Source organism: Nitrobacter sp. 62-13, from assembly GCF_001896955.1.
In the GTDB taxonomy this organism is placed as follows: domain Bacteria; phylum Pseudomonadota; class Alphaproteobacteria; order Rhizobiales; family Xanthobacteraceae; genus Nitrobacter.
The window spans coordinates 24,886-40,324 of the sequence record NZ_MKRN01000052.1 but is presented as its reverse complement, the minus strand read 5'-3'; the positions used below and the strand labels follow the sequence as shown (position 1 = coordinate 40,324).

General features: G+C 63.4%; 15 protein-coding genes. 11 read left to right on the top strand and 4 right to left on the bottom strand.

The annotated features are described in order from the left end of the window. The 3 genes from BGN91_RS05790 to BGN91_RS05780 form a co-directional block, all read left to right on the top strand. Positions 1–2,560, top strand: a 2,560-nt coding sequence (locus BGN91_RS05790; RefSeq protein ID WP_292611334.1) for a glutamate synthase-related protein, incomplete at its 5' end; no start/stop codon positions are given. 192 nt (positions 2,561–2,752) lie between these two features. Continuing rightward, entirely contained in the window at positions 2,753–4,207 is a 1,455-nt protein-coding gene (locus tag BGN91_RS05785) for a glutamate synthase subunit beta (protein ID WP_292611332.1), read from the top strand. A 172-nt stretch (positions 4,208–4,379) separates the two neighbouring features. Continuing rightward, the gene (locus tag BGN91_RS05780; RefSeq protein ID WP_292611330.1) at positions 4,380–4,784 is read left to right on the top strand and encodes a hypothetical protein; all 405 of its coding nucleotides are present in this window, start codon (positions 4,380–4,382) and stop codon (positions 4,782–4,784) included. 99 nt (positions 4,785–4,883) lie between these two features. Here BGN91_RS05780 and BGN91_RS05775 read toward each other — a convergent pair whose 3' ends face one another. Both BGN91_RS05775 and BGN91_RS05770 read right to left on the bottom strand, forming a co-directional pair. Then, complete coding sequence (locus BGN91_RS05775) at positions 4,884–6,530, bottom strand: DUF459 domain-containing protein (protein ID WP_292611328.1); 1,647 nt, start codon at positions 6,528–6,530, stop codon at positions 4,884–4,886. A gap of 128 nt (positions 6,531–6,658) precedes the next feature. Further along, the gene (locus tag BGN91_RS05770; protein ID WP_292611326.1) at positions 6,659–8,098 is read right to left on the bottom strand and encodes a lytic murein transglycosylase; all 1,440 of its coding nucleotides are present in this window, start codon (positions 8,096–8,098) and stop codon (positions 6,659–6,661) included. Between the two features lie 267 nt (positions 8,099–8,365). Between BGN91_RS05770 and BGN91_RS05765 the strand changes: the two genes are divergently transcribed. The 6 genes from BGN91_RS05765 (at position 8,366) to BGN91_RS05740 (ending at position 12,687) form a co-directional block, all read left to right on the top strand. Further along, complete coding sequence (locus BGN91_RS05765) at positions 8,366–9,241, top strand: UTP--glucose-1-phosphate uridylyltransferase (protein WP_292611324.1); 876 nt, start codon at positions 8,366–8,368, stop codon at positions 9,239–9,241. A gap of 4 nt (positions 9,242–9,245) precedes the next feature. After that, positions 9,246–9,515 (top strand): hypothetical protein, encoded by a 270-nt coding sequence (locus BGN91_RS05760; protein WP_292611321.1) that lies wholly within the window; start codon positions 9,246–9,248, stop codon positions 9,513–9,515. A gap of 105 nt (positions 9,516–9,620) precedes the next feature. Beyond that, entirely contained in the window at positions 9,621–10,736 is a 1,116-nt protein-coding gene (locus BGN91_RS05755; protein WP_292611319.1) for an acyltransferase, read from the top strand. Positions 10,737–10,919: 183 nt separating this feature from the next. Next, the gene (msrA, locus tag BGN91_RS05750) at positions 10,920–11,639 is read left to right on the top strand and encodes a peptide-methionine (S)-S-oxide reductase MsrA (protein WP_292611318.1); all 720 of its coding nucleotides are present in this window, start codon (positions 10,920–10,922) and stop codon (positions 11,637–11,639) included. A gap of 21 nt (positions 11,640–11,660) precedes the next feature. Beyond that, the gene (msrB, locus tag BGN91_RS05745) at positions 11,661–12,068 is read left to right on the top strand and encodes a peptide-methionine (R)-S-oxide reductase MsrB (protein WP_292611317.1); all 408 of its coding nucleotides are present in this window, start codon (positions 11,661–11,663) and stop codon (positions 12,066–12,068) included. A 331-nt stretch (positions 12,069–12,399) separates the two neighbouring features. Continuing rightward, a complete protein-coding gene (locus tag BGN91_RS05740) occupies positions 12,400–12,687 on the top strand; it encodes a hypothetical protein (RefSeq protein ID WP_292611315.1) in 288 nt (95 codons plus the stop codon). 41 nt (positions 12,688–12,728) lie between these two features. Here the strand turns inward: BGN91_RS05740 and BGN91_RS05735 are convergent, their stop codons facing one another. Then, positions 12,729–13,274 carry a DUF4112 domain-containing protein gene (locus BGN91_RS05735; RefSeq protein WP_292611338.1) on the bottom strand — a complete coding sequence of 182 codons (546 nt, stop codon included), beginning with the start codon at positions 13,272–13,274 and terminating at the stop codon, positions 12,729–12,731. On the opposite strand from BGN91_RS05735, the gene BGN91_RS05730 reads away from it, so the two are divergent. Next, positions 13,207–13,371 (top strand): hypothetical protein, encoded by a 165-nt coding sequence (locus tag BGN91_RS05730; protein WP_292611342.1) that lies wholly within the window; start codon positions 13,207–13,209, stop codon positions 13,369–13,371. The genes BGN91_RS05735 and BGN91_RS05730 overlap by 68 nt on opposite strands. A gap of 204 nt (positions 13,372–13,575) precedes the next feature. Then, entirely contained in the window at positions 13,576–13,794 is a 219-nt protein-coding gene (locus BGN91_RS05725) for a hypothetical protein (RefSeq protein WP_292611313.1), read from the top strand. 95 nt (positions 13,795–13,889) lie between these two features. Here the strand turns inward: BGN91_RS05725 and BGN91_RS05720 are convergent, their stop codons facing one another. Further along, positions 13,890–15,425, bottom strand: coding sequence for a hypothetical protein (locus tag BGN91_RS05720; protein ID WP_292611311.1), 1,536 nt, complete (start codon positions 15,423–15,425; stop codon positions 13,890–13,892). Between the last annotated feature and the right edge of the window lie 14 nt (positions 15,426–15,439).

Genomic DNA, 15,439 nt, shown 5'->3' with positions numbered 1-15,439 from the left:
TCTCGCGTTCGAGAGCATCATCGCGATGAAGGATCGCCTGCCCGGCAGCCTCGACGACAAGGACATCGTCAAGCGCTACATCAAGTCGATCGGCAAGGGTCTGCTCAAGGTGATGTCGAAGATGGGCATCTCGACCTACCAGTCCTATTGCGGCGCGCAGATCTTCGACGCCGTCGGGCTGAAGGCCGAATTCGTCGCGAAGTATTTCGCCGGCACGCACACTCGCATCGAGGGCGTCGGCCTTGCGGAAATCGCGGAAGAAACCGTGCGGCGGCATGCGGACGCGTTCGGCGACGTGCAGATCTACAAGACCGCGCTCGATGTCGGTGGCGAATACGCCTACCGCACCCGTGGCGAGGATCACGCCTGGACCGCGGAGTCGGTCGCCAACCTGCAGCACGCCGTGCGCGGCAATTCGCAGGAGCGCTATCGCGCGTTCGCGAAGATCCTCAACGAGCAGTCCGAGCGCCTGTTGACGCTGCGCGGCCTGTTCAGGATCAAGAGAGCCGAGGACGAGAACCGCAAGCCTGTCGCCCTCGACGAGGTCGAGCCGGCGAAGGAGATCGTCAAGCGTTTCGCCACTGGCGCGATGAGCTTCGGCTCCATTTCTCGTGAAGCCCACACCACGCTCGCGATCGCGATGAACCGGATCGGCGGCAAGTCCAATACCGGCGAAGGCGGCGAGGAAGCGGACCGCTTCAAGCCGATGCCGAACGGCGATTCGATGCGCTCGGCGATCAAGCAGGTCGCCTCCGGCCGCTTCGGCGTCACCACCGAGTATCTCGTCAACTCCGACATGATGCAGATCAAGATGGCGCAGGGCGCCAAGCCCGGCGAAGGCGGACAGTTGCCCGGCCACAAGGTCGACGCCACCATCGCGCGCGTGCGCCACTCGACGCCCGGCGTCGGCCTGATCTCGCCGCCGCCGCATCACGACATCTATTCGATCGAGGACCTCGCCCAGCTCATCTACGACCTGAAGAACGTCAATCCCGAAAGTCTGGTCTCGGTGAAGCTCGTTTCCGAGATCGGCGTCGGCACCGTTGCCGCGGGCGTCGCCAAGGCTCGCGCCGATCACGTCACCATCGCCGGTTTCGAGGGCGGCACCGGCGCAAGCCCCCTCACCTCGATCAAGCACGCCGGTTCGCCGTGGGAGATCGGCCTTGCCGAAACCCATCAGACGCTGGTGCGCGAACGGCTGCGCTCGCGCATCGCCGTGCAGGTCGACGGCGGCTTCCGCACCGGCCGCGACGTGGTGATCGGCGCCCTTCTCGGTGCAGATGAATTCGGCTTCGCCACCGCGCCGCTGATCGCCGCCGGCTGCATCATGATGCGCAAGTGTCATCTCAACACCTGCCCCGTCGGCGTCGCCACCCAGGATCCGGTGCTGCGCAAGCGCTTCACCGGCCAGCCCGAGCATGTCATCAACTACTTCTTCTTCGTCGCCGAGGAAGTGCGCGAGATCATGGCGCAGCTCGGCTATCGCACCTTCAACGAGATGATCGGCCAGGTGCAGATGCTCGACCAGAGCGCGCTGGTCACGCACTGGAAGGCCAAGGGGCTCGACTTTTCGAAGCTGTTCTACCGGCAGAAGGAAGCGCCCGGCCAGACGATCTATCACGTCGAGGCGCAGGACCATCACCTCGACAAGGTGCTGGACCGCAAGCTGATCGTCGAGGCGAAGCCGGCGCTCGACCGCGGCGCGCCGGTGACGATCGAGACCGCCATCAACAACACCGACCGTTCGGCCGGCGCGATGCTGTCCGGTGCCGTGGCGAAGATCTACGGCCACGCCGGTCTGCCGCTCGACACGATCCAGGTCCGCCTCAGGGGCACCGCCGGGCAAGCGTTCGGCGCCTGGCTCTGCCGCGGCATCACCTTCGATCTCGAGGGCGAAGGCAACGACTATGTCGGCAAGGGCCTCTCCGGCGGACGTATCATCGTGCGACCGCCGGCGAACTCCGGCATCGTGCCGGAGGAATCGATCATCGTCGGCAACACCGTGATGTACGGCGCGATCGAGGGCGAGTGCTACTTCCGCGGCGTCGCCGGCGAGCGCTTCGCCGTGCGCAACTCCGGCGCGGTCGCCGTGGTCGAGGGCGCCGGCGATCATTGCTGCGAATACATGACCGGCGGCATCGTGGTCGTGCTGGGCAAGACCGGGCGCAACTTCGCGGCCGGGATGTCCGGCGGCGTCGCCTACGTGCTCGACGAGAGTGGCGATTTTCCGAAACTGTGCAACCTCGCGATGGTCGATCTCGAGCCGGTGCTGTCGGAAGAGATGATCAATGCCGGCACCTATCACCACAGCGGCGACCTCGAGGCGCATGGCCGGGTCGACGTGTTCCAGAACCTGCTGAACTCCGACGTCGAGCGGCTGCACGTTCTGATCACGCGCCACGCCAAGCTCACCGGCTCCAGACGCGCCGTCGACATCCTTGCGAACTGGAAGGCTTACTTGCCGAAATTCCGTAAAGTGATGCCGGTGGAGTACCGTCGCGCGCTGAAGGAAATGAAGGCCAACGCGGACGCTGAACCGAAAATCGCGATCGGGGCGTGAGATTGAATGGCGTGGCAAAAGCGATTTGCAACCGCACATCGGCTGATATCGTTTGCGATCGCACTAGCCGTACCATTCGCGACTTATCTCATCAGCGGAACGCTAGAGCCTTCGATGATCGTTCTGGGTGCCGTGATCGGGTTCAGCTACTGGTATTTCTTTCCGTTTTTTCTACCGTGAGTGTGAAACGCCGTGGGTAAAATTACAGGTTTTCTGGAAATCGAGCGGCACGACCGCAAGTACGCGCCGGTCGCGGAGCGGGTGAAGAACTTCAAGGAGTTCGTGATCCCGCTGTCCGAGAAGGAGACCCGCGACCAGGCCGCGCGCTGCATGAACTGCGGCGTCCCCTATTGCCACGGCACCGGCTCGGTCGCACCCGGCACGCCAGGCTGCCCGGTCAACAACCAGATCCCGGACTTCAACGATCTCGTCTATCGCGGAGACTGGGAAGAGGCCTCGCGAACACTGCACTCCACCAACAACTTTCCGGAATTCACCGGCCGCATCTGCCCGGCGCCGTGCGAAGCCTCCTGTACGCTCAACATCGACGACAATCCCGTCACCATCAAGACGATCGAATGCGCCATCGTCGACCGCGCCTGGGAGAACGGCTGGCTGAAGCCGGAAGTCGCGACGCAAAAGACCGGCAAGAAGGTGGCCGTGGTCGGTTCCGGTCCCGCCGGCCTCGCCTGCGCGCAGCAACTCGCGCGCGCCGGTCATGAAGTGCATGTCTACGAGAAGAACGCCAAGGCCGGCGGCCTCCTGCGCTACGGCATCCCCGATTTCAAAATGGAGAAGCACATCATCGACCGCCGCCTGGCGCAGATGCAGGCTGAGGGCGTGATTTTCCATTACGGCAGCCCGGTCGGCGGCAGTTCGGCCGGCGCGATCGACCCGCAGCAGCTTGTCAAGGAATACGACGCGGTGGCCCTGACCGGCGGCGCGGAAGCTCCGCGCGATCTGCCGATACCCGGCCGCGATCTCGGCGGCATTCACTTCGCGATGGATTTCCTGCCGCAGCAGAATCGCCGCAACGGCAACGAAAAATTCGACGCGCCGGACATCCTCGCCACCGGCAAGCATGTGGTCGTCATCGGAGGCGGCGACACCGGCTCCGACTGCATCGGCACCTCATTCCGGCAAGGCGCTCTCTCAGTGACGCAGCTCGAGATCATGCCTGCGCCGCCAGAACATGAAAACAAGGCGCTGACCTGGCCGAACTGGCCGTTGAAGATGCGCACCTCGTCCAGCCAGGCCGAGGGCGCCAAGCGCGACTACGCGGTGCTGACGCAGAAGTTTTCCGGCGCGGACGGCAAGGTCAAGAAGATGCATTGCGTCCGCGTGGACGACAAATTCCAGCCGGTCGCCGGCAGCGAATTCGAACTCGACGCCGGTCTCGTGCTGTTGGCGATGGGCTTCGTGCATCCGGTGCACGAGGGCATGCTTACGGCTCTCGGCCTCGAACGCGACCAGCGCGGCAATGTCCGCGCCAACATGCAGGACTATCGCACCTCGCTGCCCAAGGTGTTTTCGGCCGGCGACATGCGCCGCGGCCAATCGCTGGTCGTGTGGGCGATTCGCGAAGGACGCCTGTGCGCCCGCTCCATCGATCAGGCACTGATGGGCACAACCACGCTGCCCCAGTAAGCCGCGCGAAGTTCTTCGCTGCGGCCAAGGCTCGAGTCGGGGGTGGACGCACGCTCACGTGCATCGTCGAGAATCGTTCCAGGTAATCGCGCCAAGAGTGTTGAACCCGTCCATCGCGCCCGCGGTCATTCCACACGCGCAAACGTAACGGTGCACAGAGACAATCTGTGAATTGATCGTCATCCGCCGCACGTTACTCTCACGACAAAGTTGGGGGGCGGCGAAAGTGGCGGCATCGCGTTGGATGGTTTTCTTGATCGTCGTCATCCCGACGCCGGGATGGGCGATGTCGCGCAGCGTTGCCGTCAGCGCCGGCTCCTTTTTCGCTGCCGCCGCGCATTGCGAGGAGCAAGGCCTGATCACGTCGGGTCAGACCGACGAGCTCCTGAGAGCGCTGGATCCCTATCTTTCGAAATCCGACAAGGCCAATATGGAGGCTGGCCGTGTGCGCGGCGGGAAAGACTCGCAAGTGTTCGTCGAGTCAGAAAAGAAGTGGGTAAGTTTTACGCCCGATGTCACGAGCTGCTACCGTGTGCAGGGCGTGCTCGACGACTACAGGACGCAGCTCGGGGAATAAGACCGCAAAGAGCCCACGTCGCCGATCGACTTTCAAACGCAGGATTTCTTCACGCGCGCTCAACGAGCCGGGCCAGGCGTTTTGGTGGCGCGGCCCGCTCTATCGCGAGAACAGATCGGAGAAGAATCCCGCAGGTCCGGAATGAGCGGGCGGGCGCGATGCCGCGCGCGGCTGCGGCCCCTGGTGTGAAGGCGGCGAGGCACGGAAGCCGGGCGGTCCGTCCGAGCGAGCCTGCCCGGCGGAATGAACCGGACGCGGTTTCTTCGCCGGCGATGCCGGAGCCGGGGCCGAGTCATTCGTCGCGACCGGCGCGTCGGCCTTTGCCGGCTCAAGACCAACCTCGCGGCGCGGCCAGACAAAATCGTCGGCGCGACCGGCGGGCGCGGTTAACGGTTCGCCCTTCACCAGCGTTCGCGCCGCCAGCGCATCAATCGCAGCGGAATGGCTGCCCGGACCGCCGAGCAACTGGTCGGTGCCGACCGAAGACAGCGCCAGCGGCACGATCGGCCCGGCGAGCGGACGCGGCGCAGGCTCCCCCGGCTTGACGTCGGTGTCGGGCGTGCCGGGCTCGGTGGGAATTGCGACGGGACCGGACCGCGCCGCCAACACGCGGGTAATCTCGCGCTCGACATAATGCGCGAGCTTGCGCGCTCCGGCTTTGGTGAAATACACGCCGTCGTAAGAGCGCAGCCGCCGGATCTGGCCTTCGAAGTCCGGTCCCTGCTGGATGTAGCGACCGCTCTCGTCGACAAAGCCGTCCCAGATATCGACATAGGTAATGCCCGCTTTATCCGCCGCGCCGCGATAGAGCGAGTCGAGATACAGCATATCGGATGTCGATTTCGTCCCGCGCACGGCAGGCAGGCCGACCCAGAAGACCGGAACGCCCTTCGACTTGAGGACCGCGATCATCTCGTCGATCTTCCTGCTGTAAAGTTCGGCCCAACGATCGCTGCGAAACTCGGCGATTCCGTTGGGCGAACGCGCGCTTTTCTCACTGGCGGTTGAAGGTTGATCGCTGTCCGCCTCGTCGGGCGGCAATTCGGAGTCCGCCGGCTTGTCGTCGGGCTTGGCGACGGCGGCATCCGCCTTGCCGGTCTTGTCCGCCTCTTTCTTGTCCGCCGCCTTCTTGTCGGCATCCTTCTTGTCGACGTCGGCCTTTTTCTTCTCGTCCGGCTTGCTCTTCTCCTTCTCCAGCGCTTCGCGAATCGATACGCGGTCGTGCAGGCCCAGCATGACCACGATGGCGTCCGGCTTTTCAGTGGCGAGAATGGTTTTTGCCGCAGCCGCCCAATCCGCCGGATCACCCTTTGGCTGATAGCGAATGAGGCCGGAGACGGTCTTGTGCTTGCGGATCACGCCCATGTCGGGTGTTTCGCTGAGGGCGTCCTCCAGGCCGTAAGCAAGCCAGTCCGCCATGCCGTCGCCGAGCACCACCACATTGCGCTCGGGCACGGTGTCGCGTTTTTCAGGCGGAGGCGCGTGCGAATAATTCTCCGCCGGCCGCTGCTGTTGTTGCTGCTGCTGTCGTCTCGGCGGCTGTTCCTGAAAGGGTGCGAAGAACGGATTGTCGGAACCGAACCACCCTCCTCCTCCGCCGCCGCCGCGATGCGCCGGACGCTGCTGGAGTCCGAAATTGAAGAACTGGGCCGATGCGGGCGCTGCAACCAACGTTGCAACGACGGCCAACGCAATCAATGGCCCACGTTCGGTCAGTCGGCGGAACAGCGATCTCAGTCCGGGCATGTGCGCAATCGCAAGAAGAAACCGGCAAGCATTATATCAGCGGAATCGGGCCGCAAGCGGGCGGCGAGCCCCCATAAGCCGGGCATCGGCCTGTGGCGTCAAGAGCACCTCCGCCGATCCGAAGGGACCTACCGCTGCCGCAACCGTTCCAGCACGTCGGACGATGCAAATCCGTCGGCCGGCGCCCCGATCGAGGCCTGGAAGCTGCGCAGCGCCTTCCGCGTCTGGCTGCCCAACTGGCCATCGGGGGTTCCGCGATAGAAACCCTGCCGAGCCAGAAGCTGCTGCATTTCCAGCCTTTCGGCGCGTGACAGCACCCGTTCCTGCCGCGGCCACGGCTGGACGAACGGCGCCCCGCCGCGCAGCCGGTCGGCAAAATGGCCGATCGCCAGCGCATAGGCTTCCGCGGGGTTGTACTTCATGAAAACCCGGAAATTCTGCAACATCAGGAAGCCCGGCCCTTCAGCGCCGGCTGGCGCAAGCAGATAGGCCCGGTCGGCGGGATACGGGAACGTCTTATTGCCCACGCGCCGCACGCCGAGATGCTCCCACTGGGCCAGCGTCATCGCCTTGGCGCGATCCGCCATCATGTAATTGAAGCCCTTAGGCACCACGACCTCGTAGCCCCAGGTCTTGCCGGTCTGCCAGCCGTCCTTCTTCAGGTTGTTCGCGGTCGAGGCGATCAGATCGGCGGGGTCGTCAACCACGTCGCGACGGCCGTCGCCGTCGCCATCGACCGCATAGCGCTTGAATGCGGTCGGCATGAACTGCGTCGGGCCGAACGCACCCGCCCACGAGCCACGCATCTGCTCCGGCCGCAGGTCGCCACGATTGAGAATTTCAAGCGCCGACAAGAATTCGTCGCGGAAATAATTCTGGCGACGGCCGATGCAGGCCAGCGTCGCGGTGGATTGCAGCACGCTGCGATCGCCCATCTGGGTCGAATAGTTCGATTCGATGCCCCATATCGCCGCGATCGCGTAGCGATCGACGCCGTAAGCCCTTTCGACCGCATCGAACTGCGGCTTGTAAGTCGCGAGGATCTCGCGCCCGCGCGCAAGACGCGCATCGCTGACCAGGATGTCCAGATAGTCCCATATCGCCTTGGTGAATTCGGGTTGGGAATCCATCAGGTCCATGATGCGCAGATCGGGCGACAGTCCCGCGGTGAACCGCTCGAAATTCTCACGCGTAACGTGACGGCGCGCCGCATCGGGCCACATCGCGGCAACGCAGCTCGGAAAGTTCGCTGCGGCCTGGCGGATCGCGCTCGCGGTCATAAGCGGATGCCCCGATGCGCCATCCTCGCCGCTCCAGGGCAATGCGGCCGAACTCGCGGGCTGTTTCGGCGCGGACTGAAACTGCTCCGATCCGCCGCGCGCCGCCAGGGACGCGCCCTGCCCGCCTTTTGCGATCGAGCCGGTGAAAAGATTATCGAGGAAACCCTGAATGCCGTTGCCGTTCGATGTCTGCGCGCGCACCTCGGCCGGCAGCGCAAGCGCCGCAAGCGCGACGACCGCCGCCGTAGCGATCCCGCGTATCCTGACCTGCATCACAATCGCGACCATGGCTGACCCGTTTCGATGAGTATCCCCTATCTCAGGAGGCCCTGTCACGGTTTCCATCGGCTTAACGGAAGGTCTTTTTTAAGGCGGATGCGGAAATCCGTCGCAGTTTGCACCGATACTTCACGCTCGCGGCATCCGGAATTGCCCGCTCCCAATACGGCAACCCGCCGCCACCACAGATCCGCCTTTGTTCCCGGATGCAAAACCGGCTAACAAGATACAATCGATTGTGCTCCTTCCGCCCGCAAAACAATCCTGAAGACTGACATGAAAATCCGCAAAGCCGTTTTCCCGGTCGCCGGCCTCGGCACCCGTGTCCTTCCCGCCACCAAGGCGATGCCGAAGGAAATGCTGACGATCGTCGATCGGCCGCTCATCCAATATGTGTTCGATGAAGCGAGGGAAGCTGGAATCGAACACTTCGTTTTCGTCACCGGCCGTAACAAGGGCACGATCGAAGATCACTTCGACCGCCAGTTCGAGCTGGACGAAACGTTGAAGGCGCGCGGCAAGAAGACCGAAGCCGATCTTCTGGCGCAGTTCCAGCCCGCGGCAGGCGCCGTAAGCTTTACCCGGCAGCAGGCGCCGCTGGGACTTGGCCATGCGGTGTGGTGCGCCCGCGACATCGTCGGCGACGAGCCGTTCGCGGTGGTGCTGCCGGACGAACTGGTGCTGAACACGCCCGGCTGCCTCAAGCAGATGATACAGGCGGCAACGAATCTCGGCCCGAAATCCAACGTTGTCGCGGTCGAAGCCGTGCCCGATGACATGACCCACAATTACGGCATCTGCGGCGTCGGCAAGCGCAGCGGCAACATCTTCGAGATCGACGGCATGGTGGAGAAGCCACCGAAGGGCACAGCACCCTCCAATCTCTCCATCACCGGACGCTACGTCCTGCAGCCCGAGATCTTCAACATTCTCGAAACCCAGGAACGGGGCGCCGGCGGCGAAATCCAGCTCACCGACGCCATGATCGGCCTGTCGAAATCGCAAGCCTTCTATGGCCTCGAATTCGAAGGCGAGCGTCACGACTGCGGCTCGCGCGCCGGCTTCCTGCGCGCCAACATTGCATTCGGAATGGCGCGCGCCGACCTCCGCGACGGTTTGCGCGCGGACATGCAGAAATACCTCAAGGCGTAATGCCGTGCCGAACTACGATGCGCTGCGCGACTACCTGAAGCAGCAGACGCAGGTCGAATTCGTCCTGAGTTTTGGGCAGATCGAGGACATCATCGACGGCGATCTTCCGCGCGCGGCCCAGCGCGCGTCGTGGTGGGACACCACACGTGCGCCGGAAGAACGGATGCCGCAACGCCAGGCCTGCATCGAGGCCGGGTACGTCGCAACGCGTCTTGGCGACAAGGAGGGCGTACGTTTCCGCCGGGCCGACGTTCGGCGGCCGCGCTTCAAATAAGTGCACGGTTTTACGCCATACGCTTTTAACGACGAATCGCATTAACCATTTTGCGGGTGCGATCGCGCGCGTATTGTTTCCATGCAACCCGGAAACACGTTCCACATGGATCACCGCACGAACCCGCACCCCACCGGTACGGCGTCACGCGTTCAGGCCCTGGACGTGCTGCGCCTTGTGGCCGTGTTCGGCGTAATCTTCTATCATTACGGTTTCCGAGGACCGGCCACCGGCGATTTCACGCATATCGCAATCCCGCAGATCAGTCCGTTCGCCATGTATGGATTCCTTGGCGTGCCGGCCTTCTTCGTCATCAGCGGCTTTGTGATCGCCTATTCCGCAGAAGGACGCAGCGCAACCGGATTTGCTATCGCGCGCTTCAGCCGTATCTACCCAACGTTCCTTCTGTGCATGACGATGACTTTCCTGACGGTCCTGACGTTGGGAAAACCGGACTTCACGACAAGCATCGGCCAATGGCTTGCGAACCTGCTGATCTTCGCGCCGGCGCTGCATTTTCCCTATATGGATAGCGCCTATTGGTCGCTTGTCATCGAAATGACGTTCTACGGCTGGGTGACGCTATTCATTGCAACAGGGCTATTTCCCCGCCGGATCGACGCCATCGTGCTGGGGTGGCTCTGCCTGTCGATGGCCAACGAACTGACCATCGATGCGCGCTTTATGGAAAACATCTTTCTGGCGGATGATGCCGGCTACTTCGCCACTGGCCTGATGATCTACGAGATCTATCGCGGTCGCCGCGACCTCATGGTTTACTGCATCCTCGGCCTCTCCGCAGGCGTTGCGATCTTCCACGCGGTTCATTCGCTGGCGTGGTTGCACTCGCATTCAGGGACGACCTTCGTTTCGTGGATCGTGGCGGCCATCTGTCTGACGTCGATCATCGCAATTTTCCTGGCAACGCGGATCAAGCGTTTTCCGCTGCCGCCGACCGTAACGGTAGTGATCGGCGGCATCACCTACCCGCTGTATTTGCTGCATCAACAGATCGGCTACACGCTTTTTGTGCGACTGGCCCCGGCCAACGCCGAACTCGGGGTGATGGCGATCATCCTCGGCGTTGGCTTAGCCAGTTGGATCCTCTGGCGATATGTCGAAAGACCGCTCCAGAGCGCGATCCGAAACCGCCTGACCGGCTGGGCGGCGCGGCTGGGTCGGCCGCCAAAGCCGGCGATTGTCGCGCACTTCAATCCCTGAGCTAACCCTCATATCGGACCCCTCGGATTTATTCACGGATTCGTGTGGCCACCGAACATCGGCAGCCGTAACAATCCGATCTGCATTTGCGTAACTAAGCAATGCGGGCCGGCTGCAATTGGTCGGTCCCCGACGCATCGCTCCTTCCGTCCAGCGTCCCTAAAGCTCGAAAGGATAATTTCCATGCGCAATCCGTTCAGCCGTAACGCTCTCGTCGTCGCCGCCGCTGTCGCCGGAACGGTCGCGTTGTGGTCCTTCTCCGGACCTTCCCGTGCTGCGGAAGACGCCGTGATCATTCCGCCGCCCGCCCTGGATGCCAAGGCTGCCACCGGCATCCAGACTGCCGTTGTCGCCGGCGGCTGCTTCTGGGGCGTGCAGGGCGTGTTCCAGCATACCGCTGGCGTGCTGAACGCGGTCTCCGGCTACGCCGGCGGCGCGAAGGAGACCGCGGAATACGAGAAGGTAAGCACCGGCACCACGGGACACGCAGAGTCTGTCGAAATCAAATTCGACCCGAAGCAGATCAGTTATGGAAGAATCCTGCAGATATTCTTCTCGGTGACGCACGATCCCACCCAGCTCGACCGGCAGGGACCGGACACCGGCACGCAATATCGCTCGGAGATCTTCACGCTCAACGACGAGCAAAAAAGAGTCGCCGATGCCTATATCGCCCAGCTCAATGCTGCCGGGGTCTATAAAAAGCCGATCGTGACCAGGGTTGGGCTGCTGAAGGGATTTTTTCCGGCCGAATCATATCATCAGGACTACCTGACGCTGCATCCCAGCCAGCCCTATATTGCCTATTATGACATTCCGAAGATCCGGAATTTGAAGAAGATCTTTGCAGACAGCTATGTCGAGAAGCCGACGCTGGTCAGCAGCGCGAAGGTTACGAACTGACCGCGAAGCAAAGGAGAACCCATGCCAGACAGCAAAACGGCGAAGGTCACGAAAAGCGACAACGAATGGCGCAAGAAACTGACGCCGATGCAATACGCCGTGCTGCGCGAGAAAGCGACCGAGCAGCCCTTTTCCGGCGAGTACGAGCACGAGCGCCGCGAAGGCACCTATGTCTGCGCCGGCTGCGGGCAGACGCTATTCGAGTCCGACGCCAAGTTCGATTCGGGCTGCGGCTGGCCGAGCTTCACCGCGCCTGCAGTCGAGAGCCATGTCGACGAGGAACGCGACACCAGTCACGGCATGATCCGAACCGAGGTCCTGTGCTCGAGATGTAGCGGCCATCTCGGCCATGTCTTCAACGACGGCCCAGGTCCGAGCGGCTTGCGATACTGCATCAATTCGGCCGCCTTGAAACTCGAGCCAAAATAACGCCGTCGGCGCGCCGCCATACCCGGCCTTTTCCCGCAATCCGGTTTTCCGGTTGCGCGGGATGGGCCGCACTCGTCGGACGCGCGGCTGGAACACGCGCCTTCTCTGACCGGTAGGATATTGATATCAATATCTTATTTCTCGAGCCTCACTCTCCGCGCCAGGTTTCTCGCGCCAAAATTCACGATTTCGGCCCCGGAAGGTCGCAATTTCCGCCTCGTACCCTATATAAATGGGGCATCACGAACATGCTGCATGCCAAGCGACGGCCGACGGCTTCGCTTTCAGCACCGGTTCGTTCTCCAAAAGCGCCATCTGTAGAGGTTCCGCCATGGCATTCAGCTTCAAGAAATCCGCCGAACTGTTCCCGGCTGCGATCCGCAAGAAAAAGCGGGCCGGCTTCGCCTATCGCCGTTTCGACACCGCGGCCGATGCGGTGCGTTTCGCGATCGAGGAACTGCCGGCTGACTCGCTGAATGGTGCATATCTTCAGGTCGACGAAGCCCGCTTCGACCAGAACGGTATCCGCTCGCTCTACGAGAGCCGCGATTTTCCGCTGCCCCGCCGCAAACCCGAGACGACCTCCGCCGAGGCGAGCGCGTCGAAAGACGCCGCCTGACATTTTCGCGGCTCCAAAATCAACAACGTCGGGATAATGCGCTAACGCGGCTGCCGATCGAGCCAGCGTTTGAGCATGCGCACGTTGCGCATGTTGGCGCGAAACATCACGTCAAAGGCGTCGCCGGCCACCGGCACCAAGCCGACCACGCCGTCAACCGCGACATTGCCGAGCATCCGCGCCGTAATGTGCCAGGGCGCACCGAGCGCCCGCGCTTCGCGCACGAGCCACAGCGAGATCGCGGTGGTGACGATATCGCCGATGATCGGCACCAATCCGATCAGACCGTCGATGCCGTAGCGGATGTTCGTTCCCGGCACAATGAAGGCCACGTCGAGCAGTTTCGCGATCGCGTCGAGCCGCGCCAGCCGCTGCTCGCGGGTGAGCGGCTGGAATGCTGCGCTGAAATCGAAGCCGGACACGAACGGACCTTGCTGAAAGGTCCGAAACGCACTCGCGTCAAAGCCAGAACCATCCGATCCGAGGGGACCCTGATGGATCTCCCGACCGTCCTGATCGATGATCTTTGCGCGCGCTGACGATCCACGGGAGCGGCTGCCCGAAGAAAACGGATCGTCGTTCGGCATGGCGTTCGTGGTGTTCCCTTTCATGACGCTTCACATGGGCCCGTTCGACGGCTTTCGCAAGCTGCGGCACGCCGTCGCTGCTCAAGTTTCCGTATGAACCTTCGTGCGCGGCGTCGGTACGAAACGGCGGCGAAAGCAGCGGGTGAACAAGCATCGCGCACCAAGCGGCGAACCTCGATGTTTGCGTTCGTAGCGACCAGGAAAATATCGTTCACGTTTGCGCCTCGACATCTCCCTTTCCAGGACTCAAACCTGCCCTATTGCGACGGCACCATTCCACTCGCGAACGAAGGAGGGCATCATGAGTCAGGTTCCGCCGCAGAAATTCGACGCCGAATATATTGCGCATCTGCGTGAACTGCTCGACATCGCCGTCGAGCAGATCGGACCTGAGCATCGCACACCGGCAGCCAAGGCGAGGATGGCAGAGACACTCGTGCGCAATGCCGCTGACGGCATTACCGACGCGCGTCATCTGATGGATGTTGCCGTGCGTGCAGGCGAGGACAGCCCCGCCTGAACGCGAATCGCCACGGTCAGAGCTTTGCGAACTGCGAGGCTCCGCTGTCCCGAGATGAAAGGCGAAGCTGCGCGCGTCGCGTGACGCGGTGAAGGTTACTCGCCCCAGGCGGTGAACGCCTCGTTGAAGGCGCGCTCGCCCGGGGCTCCCTTTTCGATGGCGATGATGGCGCGGCGCTGATTCGAATAAACCAGCGGCACGTCGAACCACGAGCGCTCCTTCAGGAGCTGGAGGTTGCGCGCCCGGTCGGCCTCGACATTGGACAGTCCGACCAGGAAGAAACCGTCGGTGACCTTCACTGCGAGTCCCGCGAGGGGGGTGCCGCGCGCCTGCTCGTTGGACTTCATCAGAATGCCGGGCACATTGGAGACGCCGCCGCCGTCAAAATCCGGAGGCAGCACGAACGTCAGCTCCGCCGTGTGACTCGCCGGCAGCGAGGTGTCGGTGTTGCGGCGGAACGACATCGTCATCTTGAACTTGCGCTCGGGGATGTCGATGTCGGCGCGCACGGCGATCTCCGGCGTCTTGCCGGCTGCGCCCTTCACCTCCTCGGTGCGCCACACGACCGATCCGACATATTGTTTGCCCTTGGGGTCGGACGGGTCCTCGTCATACAGCACGACCCGCTGCGCCACTGGCGCCACCGTTTCGGACGACGGGGGCTGGCCGACCCGATCGGTGATCTTCGGCTTTGGTCCCGGCGTCACCGGCTTTGGTATCTCGGCAGCCTGGTCCGTTGACGAGCCGAACAGGCCGCGCACCGCGGAGACCGCCTTCGGACCCCATACGATGCCGGCGCCGGCGAGGATCAGCACGAGGCCCGCGGCGATCGCGCTCTTGAACGGAAAGCCGTCGCCGAACAGGCGCTTCGGCTTGTCGCGCCCAGGTTGGGGCCACGAACGTGGCAGCGGCGGCGGCTGCTCGTCCGCGCCACCGCCTGGCGATTCGTCGTAAGGATATGACCCCTCGAAGGCACCGCGATTCTCGAGGCTGGGCTCCAGCCGATCGAATTCGGGCGACGGCGACGGCACGTTGGCGTAGGTGCGGCGCGCCGAGCGGTTGGCCTGAGCGGCCGCGCGGCCGAGATCGTCGGCGTCCGCGGTGACATCCCGAAAGCCCGGCACAGGAGGTGGCGGCGAACGATCGGGCTCCGGGTTGCGGCGCGGCTGGCCCTGCCGCTCCCGACCTGGCGACGGCGCATCCTGAGTGGGACTCGGCGGCGTGGGCGGCCGCCAAGACGGCGATGGATCCGCAGGCGGCGGATCAGCGCGGGGGGTGCGCGGTTGAGGCGTGACGTTGGCGCGCGGGCGGACATGCGGCGGTGCGGCTGTGTCCTGCGACTTCATCGCCGCGCGGGTCGAGGCGCGGAAAGCATCGCCCGCTCGCGAACCGCTGACGCGCGAGGCTTCGCGGGCGCGCTGGGCGGCCTCGGACTCGACCTTGCGCACGGCCTCCTCCAGGGACAGCCGCTCGCGGGTGATCTCGGATTCGCTCAAAGGCGGCTCGACGCTGCGGAGTTGCGCGATCAGCGCGGTCCGCGCCCGCTCATAGAGCGCACGCCTTTGCTCGCCGGGCGCATTGACGTCCAGCCCGGCGATGGCGCGCGCGATGAGCGGGTAATAGTCAGCCATATCTCTTCAATGCC

What these genes read in the sequence shown, in the direction of transcription:
- BGN91_RS05775 (WP_292611328.1), bottom strand. Translation starts at nt 6,530, where the DNA reads ATGCCCGGACTGAGATCGCTGTTCCGCCGACTGACCGAACGTGGGCCA.
- BGN91_RS05770 (WP_292611326.1), bottom strand. Translation starts at nt 8,098, where the DNA reads ATGGTCGCGATTGTGATGCAGGTCAGGATACGCGGGATCGCTACGGCG.
- BGN91_RS05765 (WP_292611324.1), top strand. Translation starts at nt 8,366, where the DNA reads ATGAAAATCCGCAAAGCCGTTTTCCCGGTCGCCGGCCTCGGCACCCGT.
- BGN91_RS05755 (WP_292611319.1), top strand. Translation starts at nt 9,621, where the DNA reads ATGGATCACCGCACGAACCCGCACCCCACCGGTACGGCGTCACGCGTT.
- msrA (WP_292611318.1), top strand. Translation starts at nt 10,920, where the DNA reads ATGCGCAATCCGTTCAGCCGTAACGCTCTCGTCGTCGCCGCCGCTGTC.
- msrB (WP_292611317.1), top strand. Translation starts at nt 11,661, where the DNA reads ATGCCAGACAGCAAAACGGCGAAGGTCACGAAAAGCGACAACGAATGG.
- BGN91_RS05740 (WP_292611315.1), top strand. Translation starts at nt 12,400, where the DNA reads ATGGCATTCAGCTTCAAGAAATCCGCCGAACTGTTCCCGGCTGCGATC.
- BGN91_RS05730 (WP_292611342.1), top strand. Translation starts at nt 13,207, where the DNA reads ATGATCTTTGCGCGCGCTGACGATCCACGGGAGCGGCTGCCCGAAGAA.
- BGN91_RS05735 (WP_292611338.1), bottom strand. Translation starts at nt 13,274, where the DNA reads ATGCCGAACGACGATCCGTTTTCTTCGGGCAGCCGCTCCCGTGGATCG.
- BGN91_RS05725 (WP_292611313.1), top strand. Translation starts at nt 13,576, where the DNA reads ATGAGTCAGGTTCCGCCGCAGAAATTCGACGCCGAATATATTGCGCAT.
- BGN91_RS05720 (WP_292611311.1), bottom strand. Translation starts at nt 15,425, where the DNA reads ATGGCTGACTATTACCCGCTCATCGCGCGCGCCATCGCCGGGCTGGAC.